The organism is Halomonas sp. 7T (assembly GCF_025643255.1).
GTDB lineage: Bacteria > Pseudomonadota > Gammaproteobacteria > Pseudomonadales > Halomonadaceae > Vreelandella.
In genome coordinates, this window is record NZ_CP087112.1 from 3,274,456 (window position 1) to 3,293,329 (window position 18,874).

The following is an 18,874-nucleotide window of genomic DNA, read 5'->3' on the forward strand; positions in this document are numbered from 1 at the left end:
GCAGAGGGGGGTGGGCGTTACTGGATGATGCCCTGTTCCCGCGCCATCGCATAGGCGGCTTGAGGGCCGTTCCACAGCGATGGCAGTAGAATCAACGACACGGGAATCGCCGTGATCACAATAAACTGCTGCAGAGCACCAATCTGTCCCGCGCCCATATACAGCAGCACCGCCGCCATTAGCGCCATCGCAATGCCCCAAAAGGCGCGGATGTAAGGGCTGGGGGCGTCATGTCCTGCACCGACAACGGCAATGGCGTAGCTCATCGAATCTCCCGTGGTGGCAACAAAAATGGTCGTTAATAACAAAATCGCTAGTGCCATCCAGGTGCCGCCGGGTAGCGCCTGGGCTACGGTAAGTGTTGCCACATCAAACTGGAAGTTATTCAACGCCTCGGTGAGGTCGATAACGTCGTTAAGCTGGTAATAGATACCCGAGCCGCCCAGCAGCGTAAACCACACGGTCGTTGCAATTGGCGCCAGCACCGCAACGGCTAGAATCATCTGGCGAATACTGCGACCCCGTGAGATCCGTGCTACAAAAATGGCCATTAACGGTGCATAGCCAATGAACCAGGCAAAGAAGAACACCGTCCACCACTGCATCCACCACGCCGGAGCGGTCTCAGCGGTCATGGTCGCCATGGTGAAGAACTCACTCGCGTAAGCACCCATGCTCGCGACGTAGGTGTTGACCAAGAACAGCGTGGGGCCAAAGATGAAAATGGCCGCACCAATCGCCAGCGCCAGCAGCACATTAAAACGGCTCAGCAGCTGGATGCCTTTGTGGACACCGCTCATCGATGAGAGCACGTAAACAGTTCCCAGCACGGCCAAAATAATTAGCTGACCGGTGTAGCCTTCGGGCAGGCCAAATAGCTCATGAAGGCCAAAACTGACTTGCGTCGCCAGAAAGCCAATCGGGCCGACCGTACCGGCGACAACCGCAATCACGCAGCACGCATCAACGACGCCGCCCAGAGGGCCGCGCATAAGGCGTTCACCTAAAACGGGGTAGAGCAGCGTACGCGGCTGAAGCGGTTGGCCTTTCACATAGTGAGCATGGGCCAGTACGACCGCTGTTAGCGAGCCGAGCACCGCCCATGCCATAAAGCCCCAGTGCATAAAAGACTGAGCCAGCGCGCCAGACACCGCTTCTGCGGTACCGGGTTCGGTGTCAAACGCCGGGGGTGTGACCACAAAATGGTAGACCGGCTCGCCAGCGGCGAAAAACACGCCGCCGCCTGCCAGTAGCGTGCACAGAATGATGGATAGCCACTTAAATGTGCTCATTTCTGGTGCATCAAGGTTGCCGATTTTAGCCGTTGATGCAGGGGAAATGGCCACGCCAATGGCAATAAAAAAGGTCAATAGCAGCAGTAGTTGGAAGTAGCTACCCAACACTCGGGCCGTCCAGGCAAAGCCAGTACTGATGGAGTTGGCGACAAGGTCGATATCGTAAAAAGAGAGCGCCAGAAACGCCACAATGAAGCCGATGCTGAGTGTCAGCACAAGGGGGTCGCCAAGGCTAAGCGCTTGGCGACCTTCGGCATTAGGAGGTTGGTTCATGTGAACACCTGTTAAGTTGGGTCAGGAGGTAGCGGTTTTGGCTGATCAATAAGTTGCGTTTTCCGACGTATCGCCGTTATACACATCGATGGTTAGCGCACCGCTTTTTAGGAGCAAAAAAAAGCGCCATTCAATGAATGGCGCGAGGACAGGAAACTGGGCGTAGTCTATCGTAAATATAGACCAAGGTCTAACATGTTTTGATCTGGGGTACGATGAGCGCCGACACTCCTTTGTGCATGGCCGCCGTAACGCGTCGTTGCGCAAATTGCTCTCGGCGTTTTTTCAGGGGCGTTTGACTACCAGCGAAACAGCAGCGAAGCACTGGTGGTGTGGTCAGTCCGTTCGCTGGCATCTTCCGGCGGTAGCGAGTTGTGCTTGATCTCATGGGAGAGCCGTAACGACAGTCGGGAATTCAAGCGGGTTGTCAGGGCAGTGAGTGTCCGTGAGGTGGTGTTTTGGTCGGTATACTCAACGGATATTTCTTGTTTAACATCAGAGTTTGTCGAAAACTCCCAGCGGTAATCAAGCGCGGAATAGGCCACGGCGAGCCGCTCGTTATTGGCGTCGCGTAGCCTGTCGTGGCGGTAACCAGGCCCCGCTTCAAGGGAGAGGTAGTGGCGCTCCCCCTCAATAATTTGGCGTCCGTAACCGCCAATAGCAGAGAGCTGCTGGTCGTAACCTGCAAAGCGGTCTTTTTCCCACCGAGCAAAGCCAAACAAATAGTGGGGGCCATGAAAGTCGTAGCGTTCTCGGCCCGCCACTAAATATTGCTCAGCGCTTGTGTTGCCCTCTTTACTGACGTTGCGCACTTCACCGCGCAGCGAGTGGGTTAGCTCGCCGGTAATCCATGTTAAGCGTGTTTTGCCAATGAGCGTGCGGCTATCGGTATTGCCTGACAGCTGATTAAACCCCAGCTCTGCGTCGCCACTGAACACCGGGGCGTCCTCTTTAGGCGGTGGCGGCGCATAAAACGGATAGGCGGCGGCACCCGTTGCCCAAAGGGCGCTGACGGTAAAAGCCATGGGGCGTAAAAGGTGTCGCACGTGACTCCTCCTTGAGCGTGAGAACAGTAAGTGGCGGCTATATAAGCAAAGTGAGGCGAAAGCGCAACTAACGCCGCTTGGCGCTGCGTGCCATAATGACGCTGTCGCGCATTGTGAGTTCCCTTATGACCGCCCCACGCCCCCGTACGCTGGCTGAATTACAGCGCTGGCGCCGCACCCGCGCTAAGCGCCGCTGGTATAAGCGTAGCTTTCGCCTGCAGGTCATGATGCTGGTGGGGCTTTTGCTAGCGGGCATGCTGCTGGCCCAGGGCACCTACCTCAATCATCGCAAAGCCGAGATTATTACCCACCAAATGGGCGAGCGGGCACTGGCCGTGGCCAAAACCGTGGCCGGGATGCCGCAGATTATAAACGCCTTTGCCACGCCTGACCCGGCTTTCATTATTCAGCCCCTTGCGGAGCGCGTGCGTCAGGAGACCGGCGCCCGCTACGTGGTGGTGGGCAATGCCCAGTCGATTCGCTACTCACACCCGGTGCCTGAGCGCATTGGTCAGCCCATGGTGGGCGGTGATAACGAACAGGCGCTGGTGTATGGGCAGTCATACGTCTCGGAAGCCACCGGAACGTTGGGAACCGCCATGCGGGGTAAAACGCCCATCTGGGATGAAGAAGGCAACATCATCGGGGTGGTGTCGGTAGGCTTTATGCTGGAACGGGTTGATATGGATGTAGCCCGTTATACCAGCTTGGGGTGGGCGCTGGTGGCGCTGATGATTGCCTTAGGGTTTGCAGGTGCGTACTGGCTATCGCAGCACCTGAAAAAAGTCATCCTTGGCTTGGAGCCGTATGAAATAGCCCGCTTGGCCATGGAAAAAGAGGCCATCTTGCAATCCATTCATGAAGGCATTTTGGCGGTTAACCGCGATGGCCAGATCACGTTGGTGAATCAGCAGGCGCGACGTTTTCTAGGGCTACCGGATGAACAGGTCTTACTCGGGAAGCCAATTCGAGAGGTCGTGCCTAATTCGCGCTTAATCGAAGTGTTAAAGCGCGGTGAGCAGGAGTTTGACCAAGAGATGTGGCTAGGTGACCATCCCGTGGTGGCCAACCGCGTGCCCATTGTGCACGAAGGGGAGATTGAAGGTGCCGTTGCCACGTTTCGTAGCCGCCGTGAAATTATTGATCTTTCCCAGGCACTGACCCAGGCAAGCCGCGATGTGGACATGCTGCGTGCCCAGGCCCACGAGTTTTCCAACAAGCTGTACACCATTTCCGGGCTTCTGCAGCTTAATCGCGTTGATGAGGCGCTAGCGCTGATCCACCAGGAAACCGAGCGTGCTCAAGCGCAAATGAGCTTTTTAATGCGTCACGTGGCCGACGCAGTGCTCAGCGGCATCTTGCTAGGTAAGTTGACGCGAGCACGAGAGCTAGGCGTCGCGCTGGAAATTGATGAGCAGAGCTCGCTCTCTTGCCCGCTGACGGTTACCGGGCAAGAGGTCATGATGAGCGTGGTGGGCAACTTATTAGATAACGCCTGCCATGCCGCACTGAATGGCCCCAACAGGGAGGCACCGAAAGTCCGCTTGTTCTTCACGGATTTGGGCGAACAGCTGTTGATTGAGGTAGAGGATAACGGCTCAGGTGTCCCTAGCGAGCATGCGGTATCGATTTTTCAAGATGGGTTTTCGACCAAAACCGGTAAGCATCGTGGCATTGGTTTAGCACTGGTCGCGCGGCTGTGCCATCAGCACGGCGGCGAGATCACCTTAGAAGAGAGCGAGTTAGGCGGTGCATGCTTTATTGCCGTGCTGGATCGCTCGCTGTGCCATCCAGTAGCCACAACGCCTTAAAATATAATAACGACGCCAGTAAGAGGAAACACGATGTCTGCGACGCAATACGGCATTTTGGTCGTCGAAGACGATTTTCGCATTGCCGATATCCATAAGGCTTTTATTGAGCAGAGCGACGGCTTTTACGTGGTGGGGCTGGCACGTAATGGTAACGAAGCCCAAGCGCTGATGGCCCAGCATGCCGATGCTGTTCAACTCATCTTATTAGATGCTTACTTGCCCGATGTGGAGGGCCTGGAGCTTTTATGGGCCATTCGCCGCGACTATGTGCATGTGGATATCGTCATGGTGACCGCCGCCCGTGAAGTAGAAACCATCAGCGAAGCGCTGCGCGGTGGCGTCTTTGATTATCTGATTAAGCCGATTGAAGCGACGCGTATGACACAAATGCTGACGCGCTTTCGACGCGAGCGAGAGGCATTGGCGAATCGCGCCGAGATGAGTCAAGACGAGCTGGATCAAGTGCTCGCTCGCTTACAGCCCGGTGAGACTCAGCGTCAAGCGGCGCGAACGCTACCTAAGGGCATTGACCGCTTGACCCTGCGCCGTGTGGTGGAAGCGTTGGCCGCCGAGCGCGACTCCCAAACGGCGATGCAGGTAGCGCAAGCGATGGGTGCCAGCCGTTCAACGGCGCGGCGCTATTTGGAGTTTTTAGTGGCTGAACAGGCGGTTAACGCCGAAATCGGCTATGGCGATGTTGGCCGCCCTGAGCGACGCTACCGGCTGCTGGCATCTTCCTCAACCTGGCTAGAGTCACTGTAAACGCGCTGTTATCAAGCGGTCGTGAACAAAATGAACAAAACGCACAAAAAGCACAGTTTGTTATTAATGGGCATAAGCTTGTTGGAGGTGGGGGCGGTCTTCTAACGTTCATGGCGTAACCACAATTGACGCGTGTTAATCACCGCGCATAACAACATAACTGACTGTGGAGAACGCCCATGAACTCGCTTTCCCTTAAGCGTGCCGCTGTATTTGCTTTTCCTTTAGCCGCTCTGGCCATGACGACCAGCGTCCAAGCCGGCGAGTGGACACCTAGCCGTTCGATCGAGTTTGTTGCGCCGGCCAACCCAGGCGGTGGCTGGGATACGCTAGTACGCACCATGTCCCGTGTTATTCAGCAAGAAGCGCTGGCTGATGAAAGCTTTGCCGCCATTAACGTGCCGGGCGGCGGCGGTGCGGTGGCTTGGGCCCAGGTAGCCCGTGATAACGGCAACCCGCATAAACTTTTCGCGACCAGTCCTCCGATGATCTTGGTACCGCTGGCAGGTGCTTCGCGTTACGACCACACCGATTTCACTCCGATTGCGCGCATCAATACCGACTATTCGATTATTTTGGTGGCGGCAGACTCCGAGTACCAAACCCTGGATGATCTTTTCACAGCGCTGAAAGAGAATCCCAGTTTGAGCGTAGGCGGCGGCAGTGCGCCGGGTTCCATGGACCACATCTCGGTGGCTGGCCTTGCTTCCGCGGCGGGTATGGATGCCTCCTCGGTTAACTACATCCCCTTCTCGGGCGGTGGCGACGCCATGACCAACCTCATGGGCGGCCACATCGAGGCAGTGATTGGCGGTGCCGGTGAAGCGGTAGGCCAGCTGGGCGAAGGTAGCCAGCTGCGCGCACTGGGCGTTTCGTCTGAAGCGCGCTTGGGTGGCGGCTTGGCGGAGGTGCCCACTTACCAAGAGCAGGGTTACGACTACACCTTCGATATTTGGCGTGGCGTCATGGGCGCCCCGGAAATGCCGGACGAGGCGGTTGAATACTACGAAACGCTCTTCGCCGAGATGCTCGAAACCAACGCTTGGCGCGAAGCAAGCGACCAGCTGGGCTGGATTGATGCCTACCAGGATAGCGATGCCTTCGCTGCTTTCCTGGATGAGCAGCAAGAGCAGTTCAGCAGCGTATTGACCGACCTGGGTCTGATGCGCCAGTAAGACGCGCTCGCCCCAGCCCCCGGTGGCCTCTCGCCACCGGGTCTTCCGTCTGATACCGCAAGGATCTTGCTATTCAGCAACGACACCTTCGGAGAGCTTTCCCATGACTCGATTCAATACCAACCAATGGCTAGCGCTTGTGTTGTCGTTAGTGGCAGCTGCCTATCTGGCTATGGCCTGGCAAATTCCCAACTTTCCGCTGCCCCGCCCAGTGGATTCTGACCTGTTTCCAAAGGTGTTAGGCGTCTCTTTGCTGTTGCTATCGGCGTGCCTGTTTTTTGAGCGCCCTGGCCCTATTGCGGGAGCCGATCAGATTGATCACGCCGAAACCGAAGGGCCGCTGCTGTTGACGCCTTGGGCGCGGGTAATCGTCACCGCGATCGCCATCGCGGCTTACGCGTTCTTACTCGTACCGCTAGGCTTTGTGCTGGCTTCGACGCTGCTATGTGTAGGCCTAACCGCTTACTACGGCTACCGCCGCCATGGGGTCAATCTGGCAACATCGCTTGGGGTGGTGCTGGCGCTGTATCTGACCATGACGCGGGTAATGGATGTTTACCTACCCACTGGCGTGCTGCCGTTTTAACCCAGCCGCGCTTGCCCCCTGTTCGCGGGTTTAAAAGAGAGACACACCCATGGATGCCTTTAACAATCTAATGTACGGCTTTGGCATCGCGCTTGAGCCTATCAATATCGCGTACGTCTTTGCCGGTGTGTTTGCTGGCACCATTATCGGCATGTTGCCCGGCCTTGGGCCAATCAGCGCGCTGGCGCTAATGATCCCGATTACCTTCGCGATGGAGCCCTCGTCAGGACTGATCCTGATGGCTGGGGTGTATTACGGCGCTATTTTCGGCGGCTCCACTTCGTCTATTTTGCTGAATGCCCCTGGCGTGGCGGGAACCGTCGCCACTTCGTTTGACGGCTACCCGATGGCTAAGCAGGGGCTGGCCGGTAAGGCGCTGGCGATTGCCGCTTACTCCTCCTTTGTGGGCGGTACTATCTCCGTTGTTTTTCTGATGTTGATTGCGCCGCTGCTCTCCAAGGTCGCGGTAAGCTTTGGCCCCGCTGAGTACTTTGCGCTGATGGTGCTGGGCTTAACCGCCGTTGTGTCACTCTCCGATAAGTCGCTCGTTAAAGGCTTAATCGCCGCCGTTATCGGAGTAATGATCTCGATCATCGGGATTGATATGCAAACCGGTACCGAACGCTTTACCTTTGGCTCTATTCACCTGCTCGACGGCGTCGATTTCCTAGTCGTCGCGTTGGGCATCTTCGCGTTAGCCGAAGTGTTCTACATGCTGCTGCGCGGAGGCGGTGGTAAAGAAGCGCCGCGTAATGCCATTGGCTCCTTGAGGTTGACCCGCAGTGAAGTGAAGCAGATTGCCGGGCCGGTTAGCCGCAGTTCAGTCTTAGGCTTCTTTACCGGTGTGCTGCCAGGGGCTGGCGCGACCATCGGTTCGTTTCTTGGCTATAGCATGGAAAAACGCATTGCTAAAGATGGCGATACGTTTGGTAAAGGCAACATTAAGGGCGTTGCCGCGCCGGAAGCGGCGAATAATGCGGCGTGTACCGGCTCGTTTGTACCGTTGTTAACCTTGGGTGTGCCGGGTTCGGGGACCACCGCCGTGCTGCTTGGCGCGCTGTTAGTAATGGGAGTAAACCCTGGCCCGATGATGCTTGAGCAGCGCCCGGATGTGTTCTGGGGCGTGGTCGCCAGTATGTATATCGGCAATATTTTCCTGCTGGTGCTTAACCTGCCGTTGATTCCGCTGATCGCCAAGATTCTCGATCTGCCCAAGCCGTTGCTGCTATCACTGATTTTGATCTTCTGCATGATCGGCGTTTACGGCATGAGTTTCAGCGTTTTCGACCTGTTGCTGCTGCTTGGCTTTGGTTTGGTGGGCCTAGGGATGCGCTTGTTCGGATTCCCCGCTGCGCCGCTGATTTTGGCGCTGATTTTAGGCAACATTATGGAAGAGTCCATGCGCCGTGCGCTGCAGATCTCTGGCGGTGATTGGACGACCTTTATCGACAAGCCGATTTCCCTGTCACTACTGGTGATTGCGGTACTGTCACTTGGGTTACCGCTGCTGAAGAAGCGCCGCAAGCGTCTAGCGGTTTAATTGCCGTTCGTTTGGTAGAGGCTCAGCGCCCTAGCCCTGCTAGGGCGCTTTTTTACGGTTTTCGGGTGAGAGTCATCGCGAGTGCTTTTTTGGTGCAGGGTGCTCTCTGGGTGCATTTAAGCCGTGCATGAACGATGTGCCAGCGCGCTACCTTAGTGCGTAAACGGCGGTCGGATAATTTTTAACATTATTCTAAGTGTTTGATATTTAAATTATTAAATTCTTTTGCTCCAGTGTGGCGCACCCCTTGCAGGTGTTGGTCACCACTTTCGTGGGCGTGCTAAAGCGCACTCATGCCGGAAGCAGCAAGGCGTAACGGCAGAGGGGTTAGCACGCAGCCAACATACCGAGCCCCACTCATAAGGGGCGCAAGGAGGTTCACGTGACCACACTGCAGCGCAAGACACACCCTCGCACCCTTGGCCGTTTTACCACTGCCTTAATTGCCGCCGCCGTTATGGGGGCCAGTGCTCAGGCCATCGCCCAAGAAGACGACCCGATCAAGGTTGGTATCCTTCACTCACTTTCCGGCACCATGGCAATCAGTGAGACCGTTCTCAAAGACACCGTCGAGATGCTTATTGAGCAACAAAATGAAGCGGGTGGCTTGCTGGGCCGCCAGCTTGAAGCGGTGGTGGTGGATCCCGCCTCTAACTGGCCGCTATTTGCCGAGCGTGCTCGGGAGCTACTGGCGCAAGAAGAGGTCGACGTGATCTTCGGCAACTGGACCTCTGTTTCCCGTAAGGCGGTACTGCCGGTGGTGGAAGAGCTTAACGGCCTGTTGTTCTACCCAGTGCAGTATGAAGGCGAAGAGTCCTCGGAAAACGTCTTCTACACCGGTGCCGCCCCCAACCAGCAGGCGATTCCTGCGGTTGAGTATCTGATTAATCAAGTCGGAATCGAGCGCTTTGCGCTGGTCGGCACCGATTATGTCTATCCGCGCACCACTAACCGCATCCTCGAAGCCTTCCTCAAAGATGAGCATGGCATCGCTGATGAAGACATCATGGTCAACTACACGCCGTTCGGCCACTCTGATTGGCAGAACATCGTGTCAGAAATCCGCCGCTTTGGTGAAGAGGGTAAACCCACGGCGGTCATCTCAACGATTAACGGCGATGCCAACGTACCGTTTTACACCGAGCTTTCTAACCAAGGCATTGATGCGGCGGATATTCCAGTCATCGCCTTCTCAGTGGGCGAGCAGGAACTCACCGGCATTGATACGGGCCCGCTAGTGGGTCACTTGGCAGCCTGGAACTACTTTATGAGCGTCGATACTGACGCAAACTACGACTTTATCGACGCCTGGATTGAGTACACCGGCGACGAAATGGCAGTCACCAACGATCCTATGGAAGCCCACTACATCGGCTTTAATATGTGGGCGGAAGCGGTGCGTAAAGCGGGCACTACCGACGTGGATGCAGTGAAAGACGCGATTATCGGTGTCACCGTACCGAATCTCTCCGGCGGCTATGCGGCCATGATGCCCAACCACCACATCACCAAGCCGGTGCTGATTGGTGAAGTTCAAGACAACGGCCAGTTCGATATCGTCTGGCAAACTCCTTCTACAGTGGCAGGCGATGCGTGGTCTGACTACCTGCCTGGCTCGCGTGATTTGATCGCCGACTGGCGTGCACCTATGCGCTGCGGCAACTTCAACGTGGTGAACGGCTCATGTGGTGGCAGCACCGCAGCAGAAGAAGCCGAAGCTGCTCTCGCTGAGTAAATGATGATCCCTCGCTGCTTGGCTGAACGCTGAGTGGTGGGGGAGCACGCTACCTCCCTTTTTTAGATTCCTGTTTCTAATATAACCAAAGGAAGAACCCCATGAGGCGTTTCCTTTCCTTAGGAGTACTGTGTCTAGGAGCACTGTGCCTGCTGTTGTTAAGCGTCACAGCCACCGCCCAGGCACAAACAAGCGCCGCCACCGTGGAGGCTGATGACGCAGCGGCACTTGAGCTACTCAAAGCGCTGGACGTGCGCTCCTATCCAGCCAAAGGCGAAGCGATTATCGCTATTTTGCAAAGCGATGATGAGCGCGCGCGTGATTGGCTACAGTCCTTGCTGGATGGGCGTTTGCAGCGCACGGACGACGGCCGCTTTGTGGTGGTGCTCGACAATCAAGGGCGCGACTGGCCAGTGGCGGATGCCTTAACCGGTGAACCGCTGGGAGAAATGTCTCGGCGTGATTTAGATCGTATCGGTATCAACAATGCGCTGCGTAATCAGTTACGTAGCGCTATTGCCGTGGTGGATCTGTATTCGCCCAACGTTGAGCGCCGTCGTACGTCAGCCAGCCGACTGCTGGGTGAGGTTGACGAATCACTGGCCGAATCGCTTGGTGAACTGATCGCTGAGGAAGAAGACGCTGAGGTAACGCGCAGGCTGACCCAGGCGCTGGCGATTTACCAAGTCGAAAGCGGCGAGCTGGAAGGCGTTGAAACGCTACGAGGCAGCTTGCATCCGCGGGTTCGCGTCGCGCTTAGCCGGGCAGCGAATGACGATGACCCCATTGTAGCCGATGCCGCTAATGAAGCGCTGATCAGTATTGAGCAGAATCTTAAAATTAATCGTGGCCTAGAAACGCTCTATTTTGGTTTGAGTCTCGGCTCGGTGTTGGTGTTGGCAGCGATTGGCCTGGCCATTACCTTTGGCGTGATGGGCGTTATCAATATGGCCCACGGCGAGCTGATCATGCTGGGCGCTTATACCACCTGGATGATGCAGCAACTGTTGCCCGGCCAGCCGGGGCTGGCGCTGGTCCTGTCGATCCCCGCGGGCTTTATGGTCGCCGCGCTAGCCGGTGTGGCGATTGAGCGTGGTGTTATCCAGTTCCTGAAGGGCCGCCCGCTGGAAACCCTGCTGGCCACATTCGGTGTTAGCCTGATTTTACAACAGCTGGTGCGAACGGTGATTTCACCGCAGAACCGCTCCGTTGTGACACCGGAGTGGATGAGCGGCTCGCTGGTGATTAACGATGCGCTGTCGTTAACGCTCAACCGCATGTACGTGCTTGGTTTTGCGCTGGTGGTGTTCGCTGCGCTGATGTTAATTATGCGCCGCACCCGCTTAGGGCTTGAAGTGCGTGCCGTCACGCAGAACCGCGCCATGGCGCGTTCTATGGGTATTCGCGCGACCCGGGTGGATATCATGACCTTTGCGCTGGGTTCTGGCGTGGCGGGCTTGGCGGGCGTGGCGCTGTCACAGCTCACTAACGTAGGCCCCAACCTGGGCCAGAACTACATCATCGACTCCTTCATGGTGGTGGTGTTTGGCGGCGTGGGTAACCTGTGGGGCACGCTGGTGGCGGGGCTTTCGCTGGGGATTATCAACCAAGTGTTGGAACCCTGGGCAGGCGCCGTGCTGGCCAAGATTATCGTGCTGGTCTTCATCATCTTGTTTATACAAAAACGCCCGCGTGGACTCTTCCCGCAGAAGGGCCGGGCTGCGGAGGGCTAAGCGATGTCATCGACGATCTCATTAACGACGCACTCATCTTCAAGCCAGTTTTGGCTCACCCGCCCGTTTGGCGAACGGGCCACGCAGATCTTTCTTGGCGTGCTGTTTGCTGCGCTGCTGCTAGTGACCGTGCTGCATCTTGCGGTGCCCCAAGGGCACCCACTGCATGTGAACGCTTACACCGTTAACCTGTTCGGTAAGTACTTAAGCTACGCGCTGCTCGCGGTGGCAGTGGACTTAGTGTGGGGCTACCTGGGTATTTTGAGCCTGGGCCACGGGGCGTTTTTCGCCATTGGCGGCTACGCCATGGGCATGTACCTGATGCGCCAAATCGGTGACCGGGGCACCTACGGCGACCCGGTGCTGCCGGATTTTATGGTGTTTCTCAGCTGGGACAGCCTGCCCTGGTACTGGCTCGGTTTCGATATGGCCTGGTTTGCGTTTGCCATGGTACTGATAGCGCCAGGGCTGCTGGCGCTAGTGTTTGGCTTTCTGGCGTTTCGCTCGCGGGTGACCGGGGTGTATCTGTCGATCATCACCCAAGCGCTCACCTTTGCCCTGATGCTGGCGTTCTTCCGTAATGAAATGGGCTTTGGCGGTAATAACGGCCTCACCGATTTTCGCGAGCTGCTTGGCTACAACCTGCGCAGTAACGACACCCGCTTAGGTCTATTTATTGCTACCGGCGTGGCGCTAGCGCTGGGCTACATTCTTTGCCGCGCGATTGTCACCAGCAAGCTAGGGCGGGTGTGCGTGGCCACCCGGGATGCCGAGGCCCGCACGCGTTTTATTGGCTACCGGGTCGAACGCTTCCAGCTATTTGTCTTCGTGGTTTCCGCCATGTTGGCGGGCTTGGCGGGCGCGCTGTATGTGCCTCAGGTGGGCATTATCAACCCCAGCGAGTTCTCGCCGATTTTCTCGATTGAGATTGTGCTGTGGGTCGCGCTGGGCGGCCGCGCCACGCTATATGGCGCGGTGATTGGGGCGATTTTGGTTAACTACGCCAAAACCGTGTTTACCGGCGTGATGCCTGATGCCTGGCTGTTTGCCCTGGGCGCGCTGTTTGTCTTGGTTACCGTGTTTCTACCTAAAGGCGTGGCGGGGCTGTTGCTCCACCTAAAACGCCGCAAACAATCCGATACCGTGCCGAAGGAGGCTACCGCATGAGCTTGTTGCAATCGCTAACCACGCGGGATCGGGTGTTTGACTTTATGGCGCCTCAGGCGTCACCGGTGGATGTGCGCCACGGCCCGATTCTGTATATGGAAGATGTTACGGTGAGCTTTGATGGCTTCAAGGCGATCAATAACTTAAACCTGACCATTGATGACGGTGAACTGCGCTGCATTATCGGCCCCAACGGGGCGGGTAAAACCACCATGATGGACATCATTACCGGCAAAACGCGCCCCAACCAAGGCAGCGTGTGGTTCGGCAGTCGCCATAATCTACTGCAAATGAATGAACCGGATATCGCCAGCTTGGGGATTGGTCGTAAATTCCAAAAGCCCACGGTATTTGAAGCGCTGAGCGTGTTTGAAAACCTGGAGCTGGCGATGGCCGCCGACAAGCGGATTCTGCCCACGCTGACCGCCCGCATGACCGGGGAGATCAAAGACCGCATTGATGAAGTATTGGAAACCATCGGCCTGACAGCGCTGCGCTACCAACCAGCAGGGATTCTTTCTCATGGTCAAAAGCAGTGGCTGGAAATTGGCATGCTGCTGATGCAGCGCCCGCGCCTGCTATTAGTGGATGAGCCGGTGGCCGGGATGACCGAGCAGGAGATGGAGCGTACCGCCGAGCTATTAACCGGCCTGGCTGGAAAACAGTCGGTGGTGGTGGTGGAGCACGACATGGGCTTTGTACGTTCTATTGCCCGTAAAGTGACCGTACTGCACCAGGGCAGCGTGCTGGCCGAAGGCAGCATGGATCAGGTCTCCAGCGACCCCAAGGTGGTTGAGGTGTATCTGGGCTCGGACGACGAGGAGGCTGCCTAATGCTGGCGATTGAAAAGCTCAACCAGTTCTACGGCGAAAGCCACACCTTGTGGGACTTAGACCTAGACGTGCCCGCCGGGCAGTGCACCTGCGTGATGGGCCGCAACGGCGTGGGTAAAACCACCTTGATGAAGTCCATTATGGGGGAAGTAGCCGTAAAAAGCGGCCAGCTGCGCTACCAGAGTAGTGACGGCGAGATAGAGCTGACCAAAAAAGCCGTGGAAGCACGTTCGCGGTTAGGGATTGGCTTTGTGCCCCAGGGGCGGCAGATCTTCCCGCTGCTCACCGTGGAAGAAAACCTGCGTACCGGCTTGGCAGCGCGTGGTGATGGTCTGAAAAAAATACCTGAGCGCATCTATGAGCTGTTTCCCGTGCTCAAAGAGATGAAGCATCGCCGGGGCGGTGACTTATCCGGCGGGCAACAGCAGCAGCTCGCCATTGGCCGCGCGCTGGTGATTGAACCGAAACTGCTGATTCTGGATGAGCCAGGGGAGGGCATTCAGCCCAATATTGTTGCCCAAATTGGCCAAGTCATTCGCCAACTGATTAAAGAGGATGGCCTCACGGTGCTGCTGGTCGAGCAGAAGCTACCCTTCGCCCGCAAATATGCCGACCGCTTCGTGATCATGGACCGTGGCCGTCCGGTGGCTAAAGGCGAGATCGCAGAGCTTTCCAACGAGCTGATAAAGCAGCATCTGACGGTTTAAGTTATCCACACCCGGGTTACAACCGCGGATCGGGTTGGAACGGCAGTTCTTCTGCGCTGGCAATGGCTTGCTCGAATAAGGGGTGGGCCGGGTTGAGCATGTAATTAAGCTCTCTCGGTACCACCACGCTGGGGAGTGCCAGTGCCAAACTCTGGCCGGAGGCGAGCCAGCCATCGCCTAAGTCGGCGGTTTCCGCAGGCGCTGGCGCTTCCTGCCAGTTTTCTGGTAAATCTTCCGTTCCAACGCTCAAAATACTCTCCGAGGGTAGTATCAGTCGAAGCAGTGCGTATGCGTTGAGCAGCCGATAGCTTTCCAGATGCACCATAATTTCCAGCAGCGCCAACGACTCGGAACTTGCCACATACACACAGGCGCTGCCTGGGCTATTCCAGCGCCCGCCATAAAGCCGTGCGCCCTCGCCATCAAACGCGCTCTCCTGAAACTTGCGCTTCACCAGCCGGTAAGCGGTGACCTCGCTCATACCGACACCCCGTGCTCCAGCCTGCCGATCAGGTTCAGTACCGTTTGGTACTCCGCCGAGGTAGCGCTCATTTCGACGGGGCGACGCCCGCCTAGCCCGGCATTAGGTTTGAGCAGCCAAGCACGGGCACCCTCCACGTCACCCTCGAACAGATCCAGCGCCGCCTTGAACAACTCGGCAAAGCGATACAGCCGGTCGCTTTCTGCCATCTTGAAGCGGCCCGATTTAGCGCGGCGGCTTAGCGTGGCAGAAGGGATATCCACATAGCGCGCCAGCGCCTTCTGCTCGATCCCCGACACCTTGGCAAGCTGAGGGTAGACGCGATACTCCACACCTTGATGCAGCAGTTCATGCAGCTTACGGCCCCGGGCAGGCAGGCCGATCTGCTGCCAGAAACCGGAGGCCACGGTTTTGGGCGGCTGATAATGCGTGAAATGGATATCCATTGCGGCACCCTCATTTGATAAATTAAGAAGGTATCAAATGATATACATCGCGCTTGTTGGTGCGTCAAGCGTAATAAGTGTTAAAACGCATTTATAAAAAAGGACATCGTTATAACCGCACTTAAATTATCAACACCCATTTTGCTCATCCACTTATTTCTAAAGAGAGCCGTGCTTATTATTAAAACCCTGCACTGGGTACGTGTTGGCAACATGGCTTTACGGTAACATGGCTTGCCTTAACAATCAGAGCCGGGTGGAGTATGCGTTACAAAGATAAAAATCAGCTCGCTAACGAGTGGCGAATGCTGCTGGAGAGTACGCCAATGGCGTTACGCCACGCGGTGGAAAGGCTGATCGAACAACACTGCGCCCGCTTTGCTGATCACTTTTACAGCGTCATGCTGGAAGACCCCCACGCCTCGCTATTTCTCTCCAACGACCAAGTGCATCAGCGCTTAAACCCCTCCATGCAGCGTTGGCTGAGCGCCATGTTTGCCGTGGAGCATGTCGACTTTGAAGCGCTGGTCGTGCATCAGGAGAAAGTGGGCCAGGTGCACGCGCGTATCGATATTCCCGTTAACTTGGTACTTAACGGCGCGCGACAGCTTAAGCAGGCAATCTATCAGCAGATTAACGCCTCTTTTGAAAGCCCGCTGTCGTCGGGTGCTGCGTCGGTCTATGTCTCTAACCATATTGATATGGCCATGGAGATTATGAGTCATGCCTACTCCGTTGCCAGCGACCGCAATGCACGCACGGAAGAGGCGTATAAGCTCTTCTCGCTGACCCAGAGCATTGGGGACGAACGCGAACGGCAGCGTTCAGCGCTGCTGGATTGGGAAAATACGCTGATGTTTGCCGTGGCCGCCCAGCAAGGCGTCGCCACCTTTCCTCGGCTGGCCAGCTCCGAATTTGGCCTATGGTACTTTCATAAAGCGTGTCATGCGTTTGAGGGCGCGCCGGAAATCAAGACCATTTCGCGGCATATTTATCACGTAGATGATGAGTGGTTAAGGGCGCTGGGCAGCGACGATATCCATTCACGGCTACAGGCGTTGAGCGATATTCGCAATGCGGCGCGCACTATCCTTATGCTGTTGGATGACGTGTTAGAGCGTGCGTCGGGATTAGAAGCGGGGCGCGATAGCTTAACCCGGCTGCTTAATCGGAAGTTCCTTTCCGTGGTGCTGAATCGGGAAGTTGAAATAGCACGCAATTCAGAAAAGCGCTTTGCACTATTAATGGTAGATATCGACCACTTCAAGTCGATCAATGACACTCATGGTCACGATGCGGGCGACAGCGTACTGCAGCAGGTGGCTAGCATTCTTGACCGCTCCACCCGTGGAGGCGATTACGTTTTTCGCATGGGCGGTGAAGAGTTTCTCATTGTGTTAGTGGATACCGACCTCGAAGGTAGCCGATTGTTTGCTGAGCGCTTGCGGCAAGCGGTGGCTAAAGAGTCGATGCTGGCAACGGCCGATACGCTGCTCAATGTGACCGTCAGTGTTGGGGTGACACTCCACGATGGCCACCCGGACTATTTGCGCTCGCTGCAGCGCGCCGACCAAGCCCTCTACCAAGCCAAGCGCGGCGGGCGAAATCAGGTAGTGACCGGCTAATCAGCTCTTTTAAGGAAAGCACTTAAGGAAAAGCACTATGTTGCGTACTGCACTGTTAACAACGCTGTTATTGACCAGCACAGCGCTGCTTGCCAACCAGCACGGCCAAGATGATGGCGCATCAAGCCATACGCTACCTATTGAGGCCGCCACGCCCTGGACGCGGGCAACGCCGCCAGGGGCCGGGGCGGGAGGAGGCTTTGTCACCCTGACCAACCGTAGTTCGACCGATGACCGCCTAGTGGGGGCCACCTCACCACTTACCGAGCGCGTTGAACTGCATACCATGGAGATGGATGGCGACGTGATGCGTATGTCTCACCTGCCGGATGGCATTGAGCTGCCCGCAGGCGATACGGTTACGCTGGCGCCGGGCGGCTTACACCTGATGTTTATGGAGCTGGGTTCCCCCATCGTTGAGGGAGAGCCTGTGCCTGTCACGCTTGAGTTTCAAAACGCTGAGAGCATTCACGTAGAGCTTGAGGTATTGGCACCGGGAGCATCGCCAGAGGGAGCTGAACACGCTCACTCGCATGCTGAACAGTCTGGGCACATGCACCACTAATCGTTACGTAATATCGTGGTGCAGGCGGCGTTCTGGTGCATTTTTATGGTGCAAAAATGCCGCAGGCATCGTGCTGGTTGCCCCATTAACTGCTTTTACGGTCGCATATTTAGGCCTTTCACCATTTTGGCGCACTCTTTGCATTAAATGGGGAAAGGCTTATCAAAAAGGATGCGACCGCTTCCCATGCTTCTGTGCGAATCCGTAACACCGCGCGCTGGCTCCGGCCACCGGTTCGACCAAGACCGCCACTGGGCGGCATCCCTGGCGCTGCGCTTCGCCCATCGCGACGGCATCACCCGGCTGACCCAAGCGCGTCACCAAGGGCCGCTGCGGGTTCAACGCCCGTTTTACCCTGAAGGCAGCACAGAAGCCTGCCATGTCTACGTGCTGCACCCGCCAGGTGGCTTGGTCAGTGGTGATGCGCTCACGATTCGCGCTGACATCGAGCGCGGTGCCCACGCGCTGCTCACCACGCCTGCGGCGAACAAGCTGTATAAAGCGGACAGCCAGGGCGTCGCCTGGAGCCAACACACTGAACTGAACGTGGAAGATGGTGGCATCCTCGAATGGCTACCCCAGGAAACGATCGCCTTTGATGGCTCCAAGGGCACTCAGCGAACGCACATTGCGTTGCATGGCAGCGCCCGTTGCCTGGGCTGGGAAATCATGGCTCTAGGCCGTCCCGCCAGTGAACTTCCTTATGTAACAGGCCGCATTGAGCAGCACTTTCGCCTAACCCTGGATGGCAAGCCGCTGTGGCTGGAACGCCAGCCGCTAGACCCACTGCATCCGCGTTTTGCGGGGCGCTGGGGGCAGGGCGGCGCCACGGTGCAAGCCACGCTGTGGGCGGTGGGTTTAGAAGATGCCGGTGGGACGATTGATGAACTACGCGAGGCGCTGCCGGATAACCCGCGTTGGGCCGTCACCGTTCGTCATGGCGTACTGCTGCTGCGCTACCTTGGAAACTCTCGTAATGAAGCCTGGGCGCTATGTGAGCAGGCCTGGCATTTACTGCGCCCGCGCTGGATTGCGCGTGAGGCCCATACACCGCGCATTTGGTTAACCTAATTCGATGCACTGCCGGAGAT

At 56.8% G+C, this 18,874-nt stretch carries 17 protein-coding genes; 13 read left to right on the forward strand and 4 right to left on the reverse strand.

What is annotated here, in order from left to right:
• Positions 1–17: 17 nt before the first annotated feature.
• Together LOS15_RS15375 and LOS15_RS15380 are read right to left on the reverse strand one after the other, a co-directional pair.
• Positions 18–1,568 carry a BCCT family transporter gene (locus LOS15_RS15375; RefSeq protein ID WP_263066869.1) on the reverse strand — a complete coding sequence of 517 codons (1,551 nt, stop codon included), beginning with the start codon at positions 1,566–1,568 and terminating at the stop codon, positions 18–20.
• Positions 1,569–1,867: 299 nt separating this feature from the next.
• Entirely contained in the window at positions 1,868–2,593 is a 726-nt protein-coding gene (locus tag LOS15_RS15380; protein ID WP_263069752.1) for a YdiY family protein, read from the reverse strand.
• 146 nt (positions 2,594–2,739) lie between these two features.
• On the opposite strand from LOS15_RS15380, the gene LOS15_RS15385 reads away from it, so the two are divergent.
• The 10 genes from LOS15_RS15385 (at position 2,740) to urtE (ending at position 14,666) form a co-directional block, all read left to right on the forward strand.
• Entirely contained in the window at positions 2,740–4,425 is a 1,686-nt protein-coding gene (locus LOS15_RS15385) for a sensor histidine kinase (protein ID WP_263066870.1), read from the forward strand.
• A 33-nt stretch (positions 4,426–4,458) separates the two neighbouring features.
• Entirely contained in the window at positions 4,459–5,190 is a 732-nt protein-coding gene (locus tag LOS15_RS15390; protein ID WP_263066872.1) for a response regulator, read from the forward strand.
• A gap of 179 nt (positions 5,191–5,369) precedes the next feature.
• Complete coding sequence (locus tag LOS15_RS15395; RefSeq protein WP_263066874.1) at positions 5,370–6,365, forward strand: Bug family tripartite tricarboxylate transporter substrate binding protein; 996 nt, start codon at positions 5,370–5,372, stop codon at positions 6,363–6,365.
• A gap of 103 nt (positions 6,366–6,468) precedes the next feature.
• Positions 6,469–6,951, forward strand: a complete 483-nt coding sequence (locus tag LOS15_RS15400) for a tripartite tricarboxylate transporter TctB family protein (RefSeq protein ID WP_263066876.1) — start codon at positions 6,469–6,471, stop codon at positions 6,949–6,951.
• 49 nt (positions 6,952–7,000) lie between these two features.
• Entirely contained in the window at positions 7,001–8,491 is a 1,491-nt protein-coding gene (locus tag LOS15_RS15405; protein ID WP_263066878.1) for a tripartite tricarboxylate transporter permease, read from the forward strand.
• 382 nt (positions 8,492–8,873) lie between these two features.
• Positions 8,874–10,226, forward strand: a complete 1,353-nt coding sequence (urtA, locus tag LOS15_RS15410) for an urea ABC transporter substrate-binding protein (RefSeq protein WP_263066880.1) — start codon at positions 8,874–8,876, stop codon at positions 10,224–10,226.
• A 101-nt stretch (positions 10,227–10,327) separates the two neighbouring features.
• The gene (urtB, locus tag LOS15_RS15415) at positions 10,328–11,959 is read left to right on the forward strand and encodes an urea ABC transporter permease subunit UrtB (protein WP_263066881.1); all 1,632 of its coding nucleotides are present in this window, start codon (positions 10,328–10,330) and stop codon (positions 11,957–11,959) included.
• Between the two features lie 3 nt (positions 11,960–11,962).
• Positions 11,963–13,126: an urea ABC transporter permease subunit UrtC gene (gene urtC / locus LOS15_RS15420; RefSeq protein WP_263066882.1), complete on the forward strand. Its 1,164-nt coding sequence runs from the start codon at positions 11,963–11,965 to the stop codon at positions 13,124–13,126.
• On the forward strand, positions 13,123–13,959 hold the full coding sequence (gene urtD / locus LOS15_RS15425) for an urea ABC transporter ATP-binding protein UrtD (protein ID WP_263066884.1): 837 nt from the start codon (positions 13,123–13,125) through the stop codon (positions 13,957–13,959). The genes urtC and urtD overlap by 4 nt, the downstream gene beginning before the upstream one ends.
• Positions 13,959–14,666 (forward strand): urea ABC transporter ATP-binding subunit UrtE, encoded by a 708-nt coding sequence (gene urtE / locus LOS15_RS15430; RefSeq protein WP_263066885.1) that lies wholly within the window; start codon positions 13,959–13,961, stop codon positions 14,664–14,666. The genes urtD and urtE overlap by 1 nt, the downstream gene beginning before the upstream one ends.
• A gap of 16 nt (positions 14,667–14,682) precedes the next feature.
• Here the strand turns inward: urtE and LOS15_RS15435 are convergent, their stop codons facing one another.
• Positions 14,683–15,147 (reverse strand): RES family NAD+ phosphorylase, encoded by a 465-nt coding sequence (locus LOS15_RS15435; RefSeq protein ID WP_263066887.1) that lies wholly within the window; start codon positions 15,145–15,147, stop codon positions 14,683–14,685.
• Positions 15,144–15,593 carry an antitoxin Xre/MbcA/ParS toxin-binding domain-containing protein gene (locus LOS15_RS15440; RefSeq protein WP_263066889.1) on the reverse strand — a complete coding sequence of 150 codons (450 nt, stop codon included), beginning with the start codon at positions 15,591–15,593 and terminating at the stop codon, positions 15,144–15,146. The genes LOS15_RS15435 and LOS15_RS15440 overlap by 4 nt, the downstream gene beginning before the upstream one ends.
• Before the next feature lie 263 nt (positions 15,594–15,856).
• Between LOS15_RS15440 and LOS15_RS15445 the strand changes: the two genes are divergently transcribed.
• The 3 genes from LOS15_RS15445 (at position 15,857) to LOS15_RS15455 (ending at position 18,854) form a co-directional block, all read left to right on the forward strand.
• Positions 15,857–17,218 (forward strand): diguanylate cyclase, encoded by a 1,362-nt coding sequence (locus LOS15_RS15445; protein ID WP_263066891.1) that lies wholly within the window; start codon positions 15,857–15,859, stop codon positions 17,216–17,218.
• 37 nt (positions 17,219–17,255) lie between these two features.
• Positions 17,256–17,783: a copper chaperone PCu(A)C gene (locus LOS15_RS15450; RefSeq protein ID WP_263066893.1), complete on the forward strand. Its 528-nt coding sequence runs from the start codon at positions 17,256–17,258 to the stop codon at positions 17,781–17,783.
• 186 nt (positions 17,784–17,969) lie between these two features.
• On the forward strand, positions 17,970–18,854 hold the full coding sequence (locus tag LOS15_RS15455) for an urease accessory protein UreD (protein ID WP_263069753.1): 885 nt from the start codon (positions 17,970–17,972) through the stop codon (positions 18,852–18,854).
• Positions 18,855–18,874 lie beyond the last annotated feature (20 nt).

Bases quoted from the DNA above. Each gene is read 5' to 3' on its own strand.
- LOS15_RS15395 (WP_263066874.1), top strand. From the start codon at position 5,370: ATGAACTCGCTTTCCCTTAAGCGTGCCGCTGTATTTGCTTTTCCTTTA.
- LOS15_RS15445 (WP_263066891.1), top strand. From the start codon at position 15,857: ATGCGTTACAAAGATAAAAATCAGCTCGCTAACGAGTGGCGAATGCTG.
- urtB (WP_263066881.1), top strand. From the start codon at position 10,328: ATGAGGCGTTTCCTTTCCTTAGGAGTACTGTGTCTAGGAGCACTGTGC.
- urtC (WP_263066882.1), top strand. From the start codon at position 11,963: ATGTCATCGACGATCTCATTAACGACGCACTCATCTTCAAGCCAGTTT.
- LOS15_RS15450 (WP_263066893.1), top strand. From the start codon at position 17,256: ATGTTGCGTACTGCACTGTTAACAACGCTGTTATTGACCAGCACAGCG.
- LOS15_RS15385 (WP_263066870.1), top strand. From the start codon at position 2,740: ATGACCGCCCCACGCCCCCGTACGCTGGCTGAATTACAGCGCTGGCGC.
- LOS15_RS15455 (WP_263069753.1), top strand. From the start codon at position 17,970: ATGCTTCTGTGCGAATCCGTAACACCGCGCGCTGGCTCCGGCCACCGG.
- LOS15_RS15380 (WP_263069752.1), bottom strand. From the start codon at position 2,593: ATGGCTTTTACCGTCAGCGCCCTTTGGGCAACGGGTGCCGCCGCCTAT.
- LOS15_RS15400 (WP_263066876.1), top strand. From the start codon at position 6,469: ATGACTCGATTCAATACCAACCAATGGCTAGCGCTTGTGTTGTCGTTA.
- LOS15_RS15435 (WP_263066887.1), bottom strand. From the start codon at position 15,147: ATGAGCGAGGTCACCGCTTACCGGCTGGTGAAGCGCAAGTTTCAGGAG.
- LOS15_RS15440 (WP_263066889.1), bottom strand. From the start codon at position 15,593: ATGGATATCCATTTCACGCATTATCAGCCGCCCAAAACCGTGGCCTCC.
- LOS15_RS15390 (WP_263066872.1), top strand. From the start codon at position 4,459: ATGTCTGCGACGCAATACGGCATTTTGGTCGTCGAAGACGATTTTCGC.
- urtD (WP_263066884.1), top strand. From the start codon at position 13,123: ATGAGCTTGTTGCAATCGCTAACCACGCGGGATCGGGTGTTTGACTTT.
- LOS15_RS15375 (WP_263066869.1), bottom strand. From the start codon at position 1,568: ATGAACCAACCTCCTAATGCCGAAGGTCGCCAAGCGCTTAGCCTTGGC.
- urtE (WP_263066885.1), top strand. From the start codon at position 13,959: ATGCTGGCGATTGAAAAGCTCAACCAGTTCTACGGCGAAAGCCACACC.
- LOS15_RS15405 (WP_263066878.1), top strand. From the start codon at position 7,001: ATGGATGCCTTTAACAATCTAATGTACGGCTTTGGCATCGCGCTTGAG.